Below are 17,757 nucleotides of genomic sequence, written 5' to 3'. Positions count from 1 at the left end.
AATTCACCTTACAAAAATCTTATCAAAGCTGTTGTTTTATTAAAATTACTGGCGGCGTTCAAATCGTCGACGTAAAAAAACCGCAGAAATATTCATGATCGCAAGAAAAATCATTAATACAATAATAGCACCTGATGTCTTTTCAACAAAAGCACGCTCTGCTTCACCCGCCCACATAAAAATTTGAACAGGCAAAGCTGTTGCTGGATCCATGGGGGTTGTAGGAATATTAACAACAAAAGCAACCATTCCAATCAAAAGCAAAGGTGCTGTTTCACCCAAAGCCTGCGCGATTCCAATAATTGTGCCTGTCAAAATACCAGGCGCAGCTAAAGGAACAACATGATGAAAAATCATTTGTGTTTTTGATGCTCCCAGTCCTAAAGCTGCTGCACGAATAGAGAGAGGAACAGCACGCAGAGCAGAACGTGTTGCAATAATGATCGTGGGAAGAGTCATGAGCGCTAAAACAAGACCACCAACAAAAGAGGCTGAACGTGGTAATCCTAAAAAATTAACAAAAAAAGAGAGTCCTAAAAGACCAAACACAATTGAAGGAACAGCTGCAAGATTATTGATATTAACCTCTATAAAATCTGTAAATTTATTTTTGCGTGCATATTCTTCCAAATAAAGAGCCGTTGCTATGCCTATCGGAAGTGAAACTAATAAAACGATGCCTATCATATAAAGAGAACCAATGATCGCAACACCTAATCCCGCAGTCTCAGGACGACTTGAAGCGCCAAATGTAAAAAAACCAATATTAAATGTTTTATAAAGCGTACCATCACGCGCTAAACGCTTTATCCATTCTACTTGTCGATTAGAAACCTTACGGTTTTTTTCTGCTACGCGCAAATCAATCTGTCCCTTATAAGCAGAATCAATATCCGCAGATGCCAAAACTTTGATTTTTTGCGTTGTGCCAATCAGTTTTGGATTCTTTGTCACCATTTCACGCAGTTGAACACGGATACCATTTGAAAACATACGGTTAATGTCCCGCAGAGAGGCTCGATCATTTTGATCTATATTCAGTTTCTTTACTAAAGCATTGCGTACAAGAAGTGGATAATTCGCCGTCATGAGTACTTGCGGTTTTGTTTTACGTTGACCACTTGGATCAATGATCTTTTCATCCAAATAAATCGATAATGTCATTTCACTTTGAAAAAAAGCTGTATAGCCTTGACTAATGATAGACCATAAAAGCGCAAATAAAAAAAACAAACCAATAAAAATGGCAATCAAACCATAGGCGCGAAAACGACGTTCAGCCCAATACCGACGCTTGAGGCTAATATTGCGACGAGGAAAAAAATCTTCATTCATTCATATTGTTCCCGATATTTACGCACAATATAAAGAGCCAGAATATTCATCAAAAGTGTCATAACAAAGAGCGTCATCCCTAAGGCAAAAGCCACCAGAGTTTGTGGAGAATTAAACTCAAAATCACCGGTCAATTGATTAACAATCTTAACAGTCATCGTAGTCATTGCTTCGAACGGATTGAGTGTTAAGTTTGCTGCAACACCTGCTGCTAAAACCACAATCATTGTTTCTCCAATTGCACGCGATGCCGTCAACAAAATGGCCCCCATAATCCCTGGAAGCGCTGCTGGTATAACAACTTTTTTAATTGTTTCAGATTGCGTTGCTCCTAAACCATAAGAACCTTCACGTAAAATGCGTGGAACAGCCGTAATAACATCATCAGATAAAGAGGAAACAAAAGGTATCAACATAATTCCCATCACAATTCCAGCGGTCAAAACACTTTGTGCCATAATAAAACCACCTCCATCTGAGAGAGACGCAGAGAGATCACGTAAAAATGGTCCTACAACCTTCAAAGCAAAAAAACCATAAACAATGGTTGGGATTCCAGCAAGAACTTCCAACAATGGTTTTACAATTGCTCGCAATCGCGTAGAAGCATACTCAGCCATATAAAGAGCTGAAAATAACCCTATAGGTACAGCAAAAAGCATAGCGACAAATGCAATATAAAGCGTACCAGCAAGAAGCGGTATTAAACCAAACTGTCCACCTTCATCGCTCGAACCGCTCGCGGAAAAACGCGGATCCCAAACTGTTCCTAAAAAGAAACTTGAAAAGGATACAGACTGAAAAAAGCTTACTGTCTGAAAAAGCATAGAAAGCGCAATGGCTATTGTTGTTAAAACTGCAACAATAGATGCACAAATTAATCCAATAATAATAAAAGATTCAACCTTATTGCGCGCACGTTGATGAGGCGCAATTTGCATCATTCCACAGATAAAACCAAAGGACGCAATAGCAAAAAGGAAGCCATAACCTATAAACTTAAGCTTTTCAGAAGAGAATACCCACGACTGTGCTATTTTGAACACATCATCCGATGCTTCATGAGGTAAAATCAATCCCTTCGCGAGTAATTGTGCCTGCACTTCCTTATAGGAAGAGGTAGAAAGATTCCCCTCAAAGCGATAAATCTTTTTGACGAGACTTCGAAGTGTCTCCCAAAGTAGATCGTGATTTACAGTCCCTGTTACATGCGCACTATACGCCCCAAGTTCTCGAGAGGCATTATATTCTAAATAAATTGTACTCCCAGCATCCCAAAAAATTAAAAAAATAAAAGCTGGGATAACAGTAATCAAAAATGTCCACCAGCCATAATAATACGCACGAGAATGCATTTTATGCTGTCTGTATTCAAGAGTGCGTGCTCGCATATAAGAAATACAAAAGCCACAAAATCCAAAAATCAATAATAGCAAAACAATGAAGGAAATGCGCATTTTATCTTTCAGTTTTTATAAAAAATAGCACCAAAATTTCCTATCCCAGAAATCCAACAAATTATTCCCTGCAAATTATTTCAATGTCATTATTCGACCAGCAGAAAAATCAGAACGCTGTGCTTGACGCTCCTTTTCAGGAGAAACAATCAAACCATATTCAGCCAAAGGACCCTCTGGACCAATCATTTGATCAGAAAGAAAAAAGTCAACATATTCTCGCAAACCTGAAACAATACCTAAATGTGCTTTCTTAATATAGAAAAAAAGCGGACGAGAAACTGGATATTGTCCACTAGAAATTGTCTCAACTGTTGGCGCAAAACCGTTAATATCGGCAACCTTTAGCTTATCAGCATTATTTTGATAAAAAGACAAACCAAAAATACCAACCCCTGTTTTATTAGAAGTTAGACGCGCAAATGTTTCAGAATAATCACCATCAATATCAACCGCTTTTCCATCCTTACGTACCGCAATACAAGCAGTGTGTATCTCCTTATCATCCATTCCTAAAGACTTCATCACCTCAACTGCCCCACTCTCTTTACACCCCTCAGTAAGTAATTTTTCCTCAAAAACTTCACGCGTCCCATGCTTCTCTCCAGGAATATACGCTGCTATCGTCCAATCAGGAAGAGCACTATTAACTGCACTCCATTTCAAAACATTATTTGGTTGCAATTTTCCGTCTATAATAATTCGAGCAGCAAGGGCTTTATAAACATCTACTGGCTGTAATTTCCAATCAGGACCCTTAATATCTGTTGCAAAAACAATGCCATCATACCCAATACGTATTTCCTCAACATCTTTTACACCAGCATCAAAACAAGACTGTAATTCACTCGATTTCATTACTCGCGAAGCATTAACAATATCAACGGTGTTCTCCCCAATACCACGGCAGAATTCCTTAATGCCAGCTCCTGTTCCACCCGATTCGATAACAGGAACCTTAAAATGGGGATAAATTTCTCCAAATGTCTCAGCAACAATTTTTTGATAAGGTAAAACTGTAGATGAACCAGTAATCTGTATTTGATCGCGCGCATTGCCTCCATTTGCTGACAGCAGTAGCGTAAAAATCAATCCCACTCCAATTGATAACACTCTGTTCATCTATAAACTCCCTAAAAATTGAGGACAAAGCCTCTTAATTTATATCATACAGTCATTGTAGTTCACATTTGCAACATAACAAATATAAAAAAGCAACATGGATCATTTTTTTAAAACCATGTTTTGGTCCTCTGTCAAATAAATTAATTTGAACGCCTGAACTCAATAACATCCCAAAACAAATGAGCAACATCTGTACCGCAGAAGCGTTTAATTTCACGAATTCCCGTAGGAGACGTCACATTAATTTCTGTTATATAATCTCCGATCACATCAATCCCCACAAAAAGAAGACCACGTTGCTTTAAGGCTGGACCAATGCGTTCACAAATCTCATAATCACGTTTTGTTAACTCAACATTTTCCGCACGACCTCCAACATGCATATTAGAGCGCACATCTGTTTCAGTCGGAATTCGATTAATAGCTCCAACAGGTGTACCATCAAGCAAAATAATCCTTTTATCTCCTTTTCGTACTGCCTCTAAATAGCGCTGAACAATAAAAGGTTCGTGATAAATTTCTGTAAACATTTCCAACAATGATGCTAAATTGCGATCATCTTGTTTTAAATAAAAAATACCAGCGCCCCCATTTCCATAAAGTGGTTTAACAATAATATCGCCAAATGTCTCTCTAAAAGCTGTTATTTCTTCAATATCTTTGGTAATTAATGTTTCTGGCATCAGATCAGAAAATTCAGTAACAAAAATTTTTTCTGGACTGTTGCGTACCCATGCCGGATCATTCACAACAAGTGTTTTAGGATGAATACGTTCTAACAAATGTGTCGTTGTAATATAATTGAGATCAAAAGGTGGATCTTGTCGTAAAAGAACCACATCCATATCTGTTAATTCCGTGCGAACAGGCTTTTCTAATTGATAGTGGCTTCCCTCTTTATCATGTACAATCAATGGCTCTAATCGTGCAATCACACAACCATCGCACAGAGATAAACGATCTGGTGTATAATGAAAGAGAGAATGTCCACGTTCTTGTGCTGCTAAAGCGAGTGAAAATGTCGTATCTCCTTGAATCCGAACTGTTGAAATATGATCCATCTGAATAGCAATTTTCATAAATAAATCCTCCCTATCCTAAAAGCAGACTGGTCTATGCACCATAAACTTAGTAAACAATAAAAGAACTATGACAAGAGAAAATTTATGACACAAGAAACAGATATAAAATTAAATAACAAAGAAATCGAACGCTATGCACGTCACATCATTTTGCCTGAGATTGGTGGTGCAGGGCAACAAAAGCTAAAAAAAGCACGTGTTCTTGTTGTGGGTGCAGGTGGTCTTGGTGCTCCTGTCTTAACCTATTTGGCTGCTGCAGGTGTTGGAACCCTTGGAATTGTGGATAACGACATCGTTTCACTTTCCAATTTACAACGCCAAGTTATTCATAAAACAAATGCAATAAACAAAAGCAAAACAGACAGTGCTGAAACCACTATAAAAGCAATAAATCCCCATGTTGTAGTTGAAAAACACACTCTACGCTTAGATAAAAGTAATGTGGGTAAACTGCTCAATGCTTACCACATCATTGTTGATGGAAGTGATAATTTTACGACACGCTATCTTCTTGCTGATCACGCTGCCCAATGCAAAAAACCTTTAATAAGTGGTGCTGTAGAACGTTTTAATGGCTCATTAACCGTCCTTATGCCGTATAAAGACAATAATCCTCACTATCGCGACTTATTTCCCACCCCTCCGGCTCACGGAACTATCCCAACATGCGCTGAAACTGGAATCATCGGTGTTTTACCTGGTGTTATTGGAACCCTACAAGCAATGGAAGTTATTAAAATGATCACAAACATCGGAGAGCCATTAGTAGGAAAAATTCTTCTCTATAATGGATTATTAGCGCAATTTAATATTATTACTTATAAACGCTCAAATCATAAAGAAAATGCCATAGTTATTAAGAAGCCTGGAGAATCATGATTATGTCCCCTCTCCTAATAATTTTGGCACTCTTGCAATACGTGAAATACTGATGTTTTGTCATAAGTCATCGAAACGCTGTAACTAATGAAAATTATTTATCACAAATATGGAAAACCGTTTGTGAAAAAATAATTCTCTATAATGAATTATCAACATAATTTCATGTCATCGTCTATAAATGGACAGAGACTCGTGCAAACTTAGCTGCCATTAGTATTCTTGTGTAAAAAATTTTCGAAGTAGATAAAAATACAATCAGCAGAACTCTATTCAACTATTTTACTATTCACACATAAAAATTGCCTCACATGAAAGTACTTACTTCAAACCATAACCTATAAATAATTAATCTAAGTCATATTTTAGTGATCGATACTATAAAAGGTCAATGATTTGTATCTACACCTCTAACTTCAAGAGGAAACGTCTATTCATCAAGCATCATAAAATGCAGTTTAGGATTATTGCACGTATAAGAACAATCAATAGTCTCTGTTCATAAGAAAAATACATGGTGTATAGAAGGATTAAGATAAACCTCATGGAGAGCTTTAATTACATAATTATTGCGTTCAGAAACAGAAAGCTGCGGCTCATGAATTGATAATCCTTGAACAATAATTTCACAGACAAGCATATGTAGAAAAAGTGAAGCAAACAAATCTTAAAAACCAATCTGCAGATGACAGCATAAAGAGTACATTTTTATAAAAGATCTCTTTAAAACAAGCGCGTAAATATGCAACGTTAAATGTGTTCTGTTTTGCGTGAGGAGCGTTTCCCTAACAAAACATCAATGAGAGCTCTTTTGATAACCGTAAAACTAAAATTACAAAAAAAATCAGACTTCTTTCTAAAATTAACATCTATGATATAAGTTAATTTGGCTCTTTCGCTTTATTATTATCCATTGGTAAAGGAACAGGATGATCGGATAAACTGCGTAAATAAAGCAAAAGATCGGCACGATCTTGGTCATTTTTAATTCCACGAAAAGACATAATGGTCCCAGGAAAAGCTTCACGTGGAGAGTGTAAATAACGATCTAACGTTACAAAATCCCATTTTTGATCAAAATGAGCACGCAATGCCCGTGAATAAGCAAAACCTGCTGCTGATGCCAAAGGGCGGTTAACAATCTCCCAAAGAACTGGACCAACACGCCCTGCTTCATTGCGTCCAGAAGTATGGCATATGGCACATTGGCGAAAAATTTTACGGCCATTTTCAAAATTTCCTTGTTGAAGACGGCTATTTAGTGATAGGGAAAAATCAGGTGCTTTTTGTTTTTCTTTAAATGTATCATTCTTGGCAATTGTATGATAATATTGGACTGATGTAGGATGATCGTAAATGATATTGCTGAGTGTGAAAATCCCCACAATAATGACCAGTACACATAAACAAGCACAAATAAAATAAATAAATCTCAGGCGATTCATAAAAACTCAAATATTCACGGTTTCATTACCATTTTTAGTTTAAGCTTTTTCTTTATAACACACAACATCATAAATGCATCACAGATGACATTTGGAATCTTACAATGACTCTTGAACCAATTATTCTTATTCCTGCCCGTATAGGCTCAACCCGTCTTCCTCAAAAAGCTCTCGCTGAAATTGGCGGAAAACCGATGATTGTTCATGTCGCAGAACAAGCCAAAAAAGCTGCAATAGGGCGTACAATCGTTGCAACAGATCATAATGATATCGCTAAAGCTGTTGCAGATTATGGGCATGAATGTATCATAACACGAGGCGATCATAAATCTGGATCTGATCGTATTTATGAAGCTTTGATGCGTATTGATCCGGAACAACGTTACAATACCATTTTAAATATACAAGGTGACTTACCAACAATAATGCCTCGTGAAATCATTCATGCTTTACGCCCTTTAGAAAATAGCTTTACTGATATTGCAACCTTGGGTGCTCAAATCATTGAAGAAAATGAAAAAAGAGATCCCAATGTCGTCAAAATCATTGGTACACCGCTTTCTCAAAATCGCCTTCGTGCTCTTTATTTTACGCGCGCCACAGCACCTTATGGAGATGGTCCTCTTTATCACCATATTGGAATATACGCTTATCGGCGCGAAGCACTTGAGAAATTTGTATCATTCAAACCCTCTACACTTGAGATGCGTGAAAAACTTGAACAATTACGTGCATTAGAAAACAATATGCGTATCGATGTGGAAATAGTCGATACAATTCCCTTAGGCGTAGACACACAACATGATCTCGATAGAGTTCGTGGGATTTTAGCATGAAAATAATTCAACAAACCAATAAAATTTCTTTCCAAGGAGAATACGGCGCTAATTCCCATATTGCTTGCTCCAATATGTTCCCCAATATGGATGCTGTTCCCTCTGCTACTTTCGAAGACGCCCTTAATTTAGTGGAAAGTGGCCAAGCTGATCTTGCTATGATCCCTATTGAAAATACTCTTGCGGGACGCGTTGCAGACATTCATCATCTTTTACCGCAATCATCTCTTTATATTATTGATGAATATTTTTTACCTATCCATTTTCAATTAATGGTTTTGCCCAGCGTTACATATGACGAAATTAAAACCGTCCACAGCCATACGCATGCCCTTGCACAATGCCGAAAAATCATACGAAACAACGGTTGGAAACCCGTTGTTTCGGCTGACACTGCTGGAGCTGCAAAATTTATTAAAAAAAATGCTAAACGTTCACAGGCTGCCTTAGCTCCTCTGATCGCAGCAGAACTCTATGGACTTGATATTCTTGAAAGAGATGTTGAAGATAACCCTCATAATATTACCCGTTTTGTCATCCTTTCACGCTTCAAACGACATGTTCCCAAACCTCAAAATGGCGAAAAAATCATCACCAGCCTTCTTTTTCGAGTGCGCAATGTCCCCGCTGCTCTCTATAAAGCTATGGGAGGATTTGCAACGAATGGTATCAATATGACAAAATTAGAAAGCTATCAAATTGGTGGAAATTTCAATGCAACACAATTTTTTGTTGATATTGAAGGACATCCTGAAGACCCGATGATGAAACTTGCCTTAGAAGAATTATCTTTCTTTTCTGCAGAACTGCGTATTATCGGTACTTATCCAGCACAAAACGATCGAGCATCGTATATATAAAAGCAATTAAACTGCCATCATTCTTTGCTGATACCGAAGGATATCCTAAAATCCTATAATGCAATGTGTCTTGGAGAAACTCGTTTTCCTGTGCAAAACGCGCTTTATCATGAGGCTAAAACAGAAAAAGAATAATAATATCCGCTAACAGAATATATAAATTGCTTCGATAATGTTTTTTGACAATTTACATTATGGTAAACAGTAATTCAACACGTACAAAAACCTATATGAAGAAAAGCAATAATCGAAAATGAAAGCACTTGTATCATCCATTTCCCTTCATCTCAAAGAAAGATTCTTAAGAAAACATAATCATTTCCTCTAACAGTTTATCCTAATAAAGATAACGAACTTCTAAATTAGCTCATAAAAACAATTTAACTTATCATCAGAGTATATTGAGACAACAGGTCTTTAAATCTCTTGAATTTAAATAATTTTCAACGTGCTTTTTATAAAGCTAGAAAATGCTGTTTAACCCTGTTTTTTGAATTACGTTTGGATTTTCCTATTTATAAAATCTGATTTATGATTCATTTTGTTCAAAAAGGAGAAGATAATGAAAAAAATCTTCATGCAAGGATTATTAACTGCAAATATTCTCACCTACTCTACTGTTGTGTTTGCTGGATTTGGCGAGAGAGAATGGAATTTTGCGCCAAATGAAACCGTTACAATTGGTGCACCCGATACAATCGAGCAAGGTGCTGAATATGGTTGCGAAGCATTTAAACCTGAAAAAGTATCCTTTACTTTATCATACTCATCTCCTTCTGACGTAGAAAGACTACACATCGTTGCAGACGATGAAAAGAACATAATACATGATAAAGAATATAAGATCTTTACGCTCAAAGATGTAAAATCCCTCGATATAGGTTTCCCTTCATCAGGATATTATACTTTTAAAAATATTACTAAGGAAAACGTTACTGGAATAGATTGTGATGCTGGAGATTTCTAATAATATTTCTCATCAACATCTAAGCTTCAGTACAATTATCCTGTTTTTTGTTTTTTCAAAATCTGGCGTAATGAATTATTAAAGCTGGATTTGTGGGAAGGCTTTTTTATAGATATATAAAATCAATATTTAAAGAATTTTTTCAGCAATTTAAATTGTTCTGTATTCTCTACAATCAGACTCATTTTTAAATTAGTAAAACAAGTTCTGCCTCTATAATAGATTCAGCTTAAAGCGTTATAGAACGCATTTACATAAATCACTTAGATTAAGAAAAGAAGTAACATTTTTGTCTATAGGCATGTTTCTCATTTTGCCTAATAGAATAAATTAGAAAAATGAATAGAGCTATTCCAAATACAAGCGCGTCACTGCGATCCATACGAACAACCTTCAGTACATTTTTCAGTGCTCTTTGTGCTAGAAACTACATTCTATTTTAAATCATATTCATCCAAGTTTATAAAACCAGTATTGCCTTATTCTATAGCTCTTAGTGTTGCATCTTCTCTTGCATGAGTACAGCCCCTTGAAAAATATATGAAATCTTTTCTCAAATAAGAAGAGCCCATACGTTTATCCCTCTGGAATATACAACAAATCAATGTTTATTAATAATTAAGGGAATAAAAACTCAAGAAAAAAAGCGATAACATCTACTCAATATTTAATATATGTTAAAAGAAAAAATATTACGTATTTGATATTCTCATTCACTATAGCAACAAAGGGTAACTTTATAAGTTATTGAACCATCATGATAAATTATTTATTTTCATATTAAATCAATTAAAATCGTTTCCTTGAAAGTTACAAATGGGAATGGTGTGTGAGTAAAAACGATTAAAAAAAGGAATAAAATGCTTCTTATAAAGCCTCTCAAGTGCAAGGGATCACAACATTGGGGTTTGTTAAATAGTATGAGGGCTCAATGTCTACTTTTATTAAGCATAAAGAGGATAGTGCACAATGGATTTATACCTCAAGGGAAGGGATTTATACCTTAAGGGAAGCATGTATACTATTACGAGCGGGGTTTGAAATAGAGTATTGAGCAATAGCTCTTTAAAAAGCCTGTGAATGTACAACATTAAGTTATTCTGTTTGAGATGTTCTGTTTTTTTGTGAGAGAAGCAACACCATTAAAGCTATATTTATAATTATTTAAATAGCACTCTTCCCCCCTAATTTTCGAATGTTAGCCAATTACATGATCTATCTGCTTTATTTGCTTCTTTGACTGTTGTAAATTTTTGATGGTTCAATTTCGTAAGTTTTAGAACAAACGTATCTACCTTAAAACTCTTACATATTGCAGCGAATGAAAATAATTATACATTCAAATTATCCTAAGAGAGCAAATATCTTCATACCAAATAAATATAAAGAGCTACTGTTATGAAAACTGATAAATCCACAGTCTCTTTGTTGTTTATATGTCAATAAATTAAACACAAAAGAAAATTCTTCATCGTTCTTAAGATATTTTTCGTTTCTGAGCTTGATTTTTCATTCCAAATCGACAATATGAACTTGGGAGGTTGGTGGTGGACGAACTACTCGCCAACTGGGTCAGGTCTGGAAAGAAGCAGCTCCAACGAGTTCTGGTACGGGTCATCGTTCCAGCCTCCTATTTTGCTGAAGAAATTATTTTTTATGCTGTCTTTTAGCGAGGTATTTTTAATCTTCAGAGCGGCATTTGTATGCAGCAAATGAAGGGGTTTGATTATTTTTAATCAAATTATCCTATAAATAATTTGATTAAGAAAAAATCCTTTTATATGAGACTACAGTATTGATCTATGCTTTTGTATATCAAAATGTACGCATAAAAAACTTCGAAGTTGGAAATATTCATGGAAAATGTACCGGTAGAAACAGCCTATCGTGTTCTTGCTCGTAAATATCGACCTCAAAACTTCTCTGACCTCATTGGTCAGGAAGCTATGGTGCGTACTCTCACCAACGCCTTCGAAAAAGGTCGTATTGCACAAGCGTGGATGTTAACAGGGATTCGTGGCGTAGGTAAAACCACAACAGCACGTATTTTGGCACGTGCGCTTAATTATAAAACAAAAGATATTGACCAACCGACAACCGTATTGGACTCTCTTGGTGAACATTGCACACAAATTATCGAAGGACGCCATATTGATGTTATAGAAATGGATGCCGCTTCTCATACGGGCATTGATGATATTCGTGAAATTATTGAACAAATACGCTATCGTCCTGTTTCTGCACGTTATAAGGTTTATATTATTGATGAAGTACATATGCTCTCAACACAAGCCTTTAATGGTTTATTGAAAACTCTTGAAGAACCACCGTCCCATGTGAAATTTATTTTTGCCACAACAGAAATTCGCAAAGTTCCTATTACAATCCTTTCGCGTTGCCAACGTTTTGATTTGCGACGGATTGAATCAAAAACTTTAAGTGCACATTTGCACCAAATTGCGAAATATGAAAAGGTAGAAGTAGAAGATCAAGCACTCTCTATGATTGCCCGTGCTGCAGAAGGATCTGCACGTGATGCATTATCCATTTTTGATCAAGCGATCGCCCATAGCAATGGCAATGTCAATGCCATTGCGGTGCGTACAATGTTAGGATTAGCGGATCAAGCACGTATTATTGATCTTTTTGAATTTATCATGAAGGGCGATGTTGTCAATGCATTACATGAATTACGCAGTCAATATGAGGCAGGTGCTGATCCTCTTACTGTATTGACAGAACTAGCCGATTTTAATCATCTGGTTACACGTTTACGTTTTACACCAGAAATAGTGGAAGATTTCTCACTGACTGAAGAACAACGTTTAAGAAGCTTAAACTTTTCAAAAAAACTTTCCGTTCCTGTTTTATCCCGAAACTGGCAAATGTTACTCAAAGGTTTACAGGAAGTTAATCAAACTTCACGTCCGCTTCAAGCCGCTGAAATGCTTTTAATTCGTCTTACTCACACAGCTGACTTACCAACTCTTGATGAAGCTTTAAAAAAGCTTACGCAAGAAAAAACATCTCTCACACTGGTTAAAAACTCTTCTCATCAAGAATCTACAAATGCAAATAATATAACAAAAGAAACAATGGCCGAAGCCCATGCTTCCTCGAACATTTCAAATACATTACCAGATCAATCAGATTTAAAAAAACCATTAGATCATTCCTTACAACCGGAAAGTTTAGTTAAAAATAAAACGCCTGACAACACAAAAGCCCAAGAAGTAACAGAAAGTCTTGAAACTTCTCAATCTATTGATCTTTCTGAAAAGAGTGCAAATTTAACGCATTCTGTTACGCAAACAACAGAAAAGATTACTCAACCTAAAACTCTAGTGATTAATTCTTTGCACGATATTGTTCAATTAGCCGAACAGCATAATGACACTCCTTTCAAACTCCTTGTTAAAGAATTTATTCATCCTGTTTCTTTTGAAGCTGGGCATATTACCTTAAGACTTTCTGAAAATACCCCACAATTTCTTGCTCATGATATAGAAAAAAAGATATCTCAATGGACTGAAAAACGCTGGACAATAAGTTTTGTTAATGAAGGAGGTGGACCAACCTTACAGGAGGAAAGTATAGCGATTCAAAAGACTCTTTTTTCCAATGCAGAAACAGATCCCGATATTGCGAAAATCCTCAACCATTTCCCAGAAGCAAAAATTGTCGATATTCGACTGAATAAAGAAGAAAATGATCTTGATTTACTCCCCAATACCTCTAAAAATGCTGATATTTTTAAAAATAAAAATGATATCAATGATGAATAAGGATACCTATTCCTATGCGTGAAATGATGGGCATGATGAAAAAAGCCAAAGAAATGCAAGAAAAAATGCAGAAGATTCAGGAAGAAATAGCTAATCTGCAAGCTACCGGCACTGCAGGGGGTGGTCTTGTCAATATCACTTTAAGTGGCAAAAATATTATAACAGCAATTCAAATTGATCCTTCATTACTCAAACCTGAGGAAGCTGAAATTCTCGAAGATCTCATTATGGCAGCTTATAATGAAGCCAGAACAAAAATCGAAGTCGCAATAGAAGAAAAAACCAAAAGTATAACGGCAGGGCTACCGCTCCCTTCAGGTTTCAAGCTTCCATTTTCATGAAACGGATTTTTCCCCGTGGGACAAAAATATGTCTAAATACATTGCAGGACCTGAGATTGAACATCTCATTCAGATTTTATCACGTATACCAGGTCTTGGCCCACGTTCAGCACGTCGTGCTGCGCTTCATCTTATCAAAAAAAAAGAGACATTGCTGGAGCCATTAGGAGCAGCTATACAAGCAGCTATAGAAAAAGTCGGCATTTGTTCTGTTTGTGGAAATGTCGATACCATTGATCCTTGTTCGATATGCACAGATTTACGCCGCGATGATACAACAATTATTGTTGTTGAGGATATTGCTGATTTGTGGGCTCTTGAGCGTGCAAAAACTTTAGCCGCGCGTTATCATGTATTGGGTGGACGACTCTCCCCCTTAGATGGAATAGGTCCTGACGAACTCAACATTGCCACCTTAATACAACGTGTTGTACAAAACCCCATTACGGAAATTATTCTTGCTGTCAATGCGACCGTTGAAGGTCAAACAACTGCCCACTATATCACCGATCAGCTTTCCAATTTTTCAGTTAAAATTACGCGACTTGCTCATGGTGTTCCTGTAGGAGGCGAGCTTGATTATCTTGATGATGGAACTTTAGCAGCAGCTGTACAAGCACGAACAAATCTTTAAAACTTTTTCTTCTTAACCTTTAGCTCTTTAATGACGGAGGAATATTCAAATGCTAAAGAAAAAACTCTCATTTTTCAACAGCTTTGGTCCTGGTATTTTAGTATGTTTATTCATATCAGCTTTAGCGTATGGTTTAGAAGTCGTGGAAAAGCAGCTTTTTGGGCAAGCATGGCTTGAAAGTCTTGTTTTAGCAATCCTCTTAGGATCTGTTATCCGTAGTTGTTTTACTTTGCCAACATATTTTCAAAAAGGTATAACTTTTTGTGCTAAAACACTTCTTGAAATTGCTATCGTACTTCTAGGAGCAAGCATTAGCATTAACGCAGTGCTTTCAGCCGGTTGGAATTTGCTTGCAAGCATCATATTCGTTATATTCGTAACGATTATCCTTAGCTTTGCCATTGGTCGAATCTGCGGGCTCTCTAAACATTTAGCAATGCTCGTTGCTTGCGGAAATGCTATTTGTGGTAACTCAGCCATCGTTGCCGTTGCACCTGTTATTAAAGCAAAACACGAAGAAGTAGCTGCATCAATTGCTTTTACTGCTCTTTTAGGGGTTCTTATTATTTTATTTCTCCCTTTTTTATACCCACTTTTGAATTTATCATTTAACCAATACGGTGTGCTTGCAGGCATGGTTGTTTATGCCGTACCACAGGTCTTAGCAGCAACAGCGCCAATATCTTTTGTGAGCGTTCAAATTGCAACAATTGTCAAATTAGTACGTGTTCTCATGTTGGGCCCTGTTATTTTTACTCTATCAATCATTTATCGCCGATCAGCACAAACACGCCTGCGTCTACACACCCTTGTCCCATGGTTTATCATCGGTTTTATTATCATGATGCTTATTCGTTCAAGCGGACTTATTCCTGAAACAGCTATAAACCCGATTAGACTTATCGCTCAACTGTTCACGGTCATTTCAATGGCAGCTTTAGGGTTAGGTGTTGATATCCGCTCATTAAAAAAAGCAGGATGGCGCGTTATTTTAGCTTCAACGTCTTCCATACTCCTTCTTGGCGCTTGTAGCCTTATCATGATAGGATTGATTGATCTGAACCATATAACATTTTGAAATATGCATTTATTATTTTTTTCACCGAGGCATGCAATCAATCCAAGGACTCACTAATATTAGAAGCAGTTTTTTCACAAAAGCAGCAAAAGTTCTAAAAACTGCTCATTATTCTATACAAAAAATTGAAAGAGCTGTGATATTAAGCGAAAATTATCAAATTTGCTTTTTCAATTAGCTTTTCAGTCTATAATGATTTGCAATGACGTAGTATTAAAATACGTAACCCATGCAAAACAATGCTATTTCTTTCATCTGCTCTCATTACTCTGAAGCTTTTATATAAAGACTGATAGAATATGCTCTTATTTGAAAAATAATGTGGATCATGGCTTCCCCCCATTTTTAAATTACTTTTACTTACTATGTAGTACAAGTGGCATCATCGTACTATTTGATAGCTTAAAATGTTGTGACAATCCTTACATTTAAACGATTCGTGAAAGGGGTTTTTATTCTTTTCTTCAACAATTTTTATTCACACGCTAACTCCACTTGTAATTTACAAGCCAATAACTTTAATTGTTTCATTATAGGTAGATTTAAAATAAGGGAATCTTACAATATTCAAACTAATCATTCAAAAAGTGAAAACAAATAAGAATCAAATCAACATCTCGTTCTATCCCATAAAAAATATTGCTGCTTATTGGCACTAGTAACTTTCTTACAAATAAAATATACAATAATAAAAAGAGTAAAAAAATGCAGCAGGCCTTTTGTTTATCATATTATTCAACTACAATATTTTTATGCTTATCCTTGCCATAGACACTGCTTCAATCTATTGCGCTGTTGCGCTTATTCGTCATAAATCTGTTATTGCGCGTATCGATGAGCGCATGAACAAAGGGCATGCTGAAAAACTTATTGGGCAGATTACACAAATAATGACACAAACCAATATGACTCTTGATCAAGTTGAGCGTATTGCTGTCAATATTGGACCTGGATCATTTACTGGTGTGCGTGTTGGTGTTGCAACAGCACGCGCTTTGGCATTAGCACTTGAAATACCAGCTGTTGGAGTGAGTGCCCTTGAAGCTTTAGCAGCACAAGTCATAAACAGTAAAAGTACAGCATCAGCAATTACTGTTGTTATTGAAGCAGGGAGAGAGATGTTCTATCATCAAAATTTTCATAATGATCTCACACCTTTGGAAGCGCCGAGATTAAAAACAATTGAAAATATCATCGAAGATTTGCCCCAAAAAACCCGACTGACTGGCCCAGCTGCTGATGTCGTTGTGGAGCATATTAAAAACCATAAAATAAACGAAAAAATTGTCCTAGAGAAAATCCCCTGCGAAGCGGCTGATATTGTAAGCTATGCTTATCTTGCTGCAAACAAACAATCAAAAAATTCGCCTCGTCCACTCTATCTACGCAGCGCTGATGCAAAAAAACAAACCAATTTTGCTTTACCACAAAAAAAATAATGTCCAAGTTTTCATTGACAAAAAAGAATTTTGGAATTGCTCCACTACAAGTTAATGATAGTGCTTCTCTTCATCAAATTCATCAACATTGTTTTACCCCTTCTTGGAAAAAACAAGCTTTTGATAATTTCTTAACAGATCACTCTATCTTCGGATACAAAGTTTTTCTCATTGAGAGCTCTGATCAAATTTTAGGCTTTTGCCTATGCCGTCTCATCCTTGATGAAGCAGAAATCATCACAATTGCTGTTCATCCTCATTATCGTCAACAAGGAATTGGTACCTTTCTTATCGATCGTACAGTTCACCATCTTCACGACAAGGGTGCTATAAAATTATTCTTGGAAGTAGAAGCTACAAACCTTTCTGCTTTGAACCTTTATCAACGCTTTGAATTTCAAAAAATTTCTAAACGTCTTGCCTATTACCCGTCAAAAAATGGTCGTGGTGATGCAATTATCATGCAAAAAACTTTTAAGTAAATAGATTGAGAT

At 36.3% G+C, this 17,757-nt stretch carries 15 protein-coding genes and 1 other RNA gene; 11 read left to right on the top strand and 5 right to left on the bottom strand.

The window, feature by feature from the left end; translation table 11 throughout:
• Positions 1-45: 45 nt before the first annotated feature.
• From pstA to gshB, 4 genes are all read right to left on the bottom strand, one after another.
• Positions 46-1,335, bottom strand: a complete 1,290-nt coding sequence (pstA, locus tag PVV60_RS01335) for a phosphate ABC transporter permease PstA (RefSeq protein WP_273722574.1) — start codon at positions 1,333-1,335, stop codon at positions 46-48.
• Positions 1,332-2,792 carry a phosphate ABC transporter permease subunit PstC gene (gene pstC, locus PVV60_RS01330; protein ID WP_273722573.1) on the bottom strand — a complete coding sequence of 487 codons (1,461 nt, stop codon included), beginning with the start codon at positions 2,790-2,792 and terminating at the stop codon, positions 1,332-1,334. The genes pstA and pstC overlap by 4 nt, the downstream gene beginning before the upstream one ends.
• 75 nt (positions 2,793-2,867) lie before the next feature.
• Entirely contained in the window at positions 2,868-3,914 is a 1,047-nt protein-coding gene (locus tag PVV60_RS01325; protein ID WP_273722572.1) for a substrate-binding domain-containing protein, read from the bottom strand.
• Positions 3,915-4,057: 143 nt separating this feature from the next.
• On the bottom strand, positions 4,058-4,996 hold the full coding sequence (gene gshB / locus PVV60_RS01320) for a glutathione synthase (protein ID WP_273722571.1): 939 nt from the start codon (positions 4,994-4,996) through the stop codon (positions 4,058-4,060).
• Positions 4,997-5,083: 87 nt separating this feature from the next.
• On the opposite strand from gshB, the gene PVV60_RS01315 reads away from it, so the two are divergent.
• Positions 5,084-5,878, top strand: coding sequence for a molybdopterin-synthase adenylyltransferase MoeB (locus PVV60_RS01315; RefSeq protein WP_273722570.1), 795 nt, complete (start codon positions 5,084-5,086; stop codon positions 5,876-5,878).
• A gap of 881 nt (positions 5,879-6,759) precedes the next feature.
• On the opposite strand, the gene PVV60_RS01310 is transcribed toward PVV60_RS01315, so the two are convergent.
• Positions 6,760-7,323 (bottom strand): cytochrome c family protein, encoded by a 564-nt coding sequence (locus PVV60_RS01310; protein ID WP_273722569.1) that lies wholly within the window; start codon positions 7,321-7,323, stop codon positions 6,760-6,762.
• A gap of 104 nt (positions 7,324-7,427) precedes the next feature.
• On the opposite strand from PVV60_RS01310, the gene PVV60_RS01305 reads away from it, so the two are divergent.
• From PVV60_RS01305 to rimI, 10 genes are all read left to right on the top strand, one after another.
• Complete coding sequence (locus tag PVV60_RS01305; protein WP_273722568.1) at positions 7,428-8,159, top strand: 3-deoxy-manno-octulosonate cytidylyltransferase; 732 nt, start codon at positions 7,428-7,430, stop codon at positions 8,157-8,159.
• Positions 8,156-9,019 carry a prephenate dehydratase gene (locus PVV60_RS01300; RefSeq protein ID WP_273722567.1) on the top strand — a complete coding sequence of 288 codons (864 nt, stop codon included), beginning with the start codon at positions 8,156-8,158 and terminating at the stop codon, positions 9,017-9,019. The genes PVV60_RS01305 and PVV60_RS01300 overlap by 4 nt, the downstream gene beginning before the upstream one ends.
• Before the next feature lie 562 nt (positions 9,020-9,581).
• Positions 9,582-9,986 (top strand): hypothetical protein, encoded by a 405-nt coding sequence (locus tag PVV60_RS01295; RefSeq protein ID WP_273722566.1) that lies wholly within the window; start codon positions 9,582-9,584, stop codon positions 9,984-9,986.
• Between the two features lie 1,536 nt (positions 9,987-11,522).
• Positions 11,523-11,620: signal recognition particle sRNA small type (gene ffs, locus PVV60_RS01290), an RNA gene on the top strand.
• Positions 11,621-11,842: 222 nt separating this feature from the next.
• A complete protein-coding gene (locus tag PVV60_RS01285; protein WP_273722565.1) occupies positions 11,843-13,771 on the top strand; it encodes a DNA polymerase III subunit gamma/tau in 1,929 nt (642 codons plus the stop codon).
• 14 nt (positions 13,772-13,785) lie between these two features.
• A complete protein-coding gene (locus PVV60_RS01280) occupies positions 13,786-14,112 on the top strand; it encodes a YbaB/EbfC family nucleoid-associated protein (RefSeq protein WP_273722564.1) in 327 nt (108 codons plus the stop codon).
• Between the two features lie 28 nt (positions 14,113-14,140).
• Positions 14,141-14,746: a recombination mediator RecR gene (recR, locus tag PVV60_RS01275; RefSeq protein WP_273722563.1), complete on the top strand. Its 606-nt coding sequence runs from the start codon at positions 14,141-14,143 to the stop codon at positions 14,744-14,746.
• Positions 14,747-14,795: 49 nt separating this feature from the next.
• Positions 14,796-15,824, top strand: coding sequence for a YeiH family protein (locus tag PVV60_RS01270; RefSeq protein WP_273722562.1), 1,029 nt, complete (start codon positions 14,796-14,798; stop codon positions 15,822-15,824).
• A 752-nt stretch (positions 15,825-16,576) separates the two neighbouring features.
• Positions 16,577-17,263, top strand: a complete 687-nt coding sequence (gene tsaB, locus PVV60_RS01265) for a tRNA (adenosine(37)-N6)-threonylcarbamoyltransferase complex dimerization subunit type 1 TsaB (protein ID WP_273722619.1) — start codon at positions 16,577-16,579, stop codon at positions 17,261-17,263.
• On the top strand, positions 17,263-17,745 hold the full coding sequence (rimI, locus tag PVV60_RS01260; protein WP_273722561.1) for a ribosomal protein S18-alanine N-acetyltransferase: 483 nt from the start codon (positions 17,263-17,265) through the stop codon (positions 17,743-17,745). The genes tsaB and rimI overlap by 1 nt, the downstream gene beginning before the upstream one ends.
• Positions 17,746-17,757: the final 12 nt, after the last annotated feature.

The organism is Bartonella sp. AU18XJBT, assembly GCF_028618595.1.
Classification (GTDB): domain Bacteria; phylum Pseudomonadota; class Alphaproteobacteria; order Rhizobiales; family Rhizobiaceae; genus Bartonella.
The sequence above is the reverse complement of the archived record's forward strand: the minus strand, read 5'-3'. Positions and strand labels throughout refer to the sequence as shown.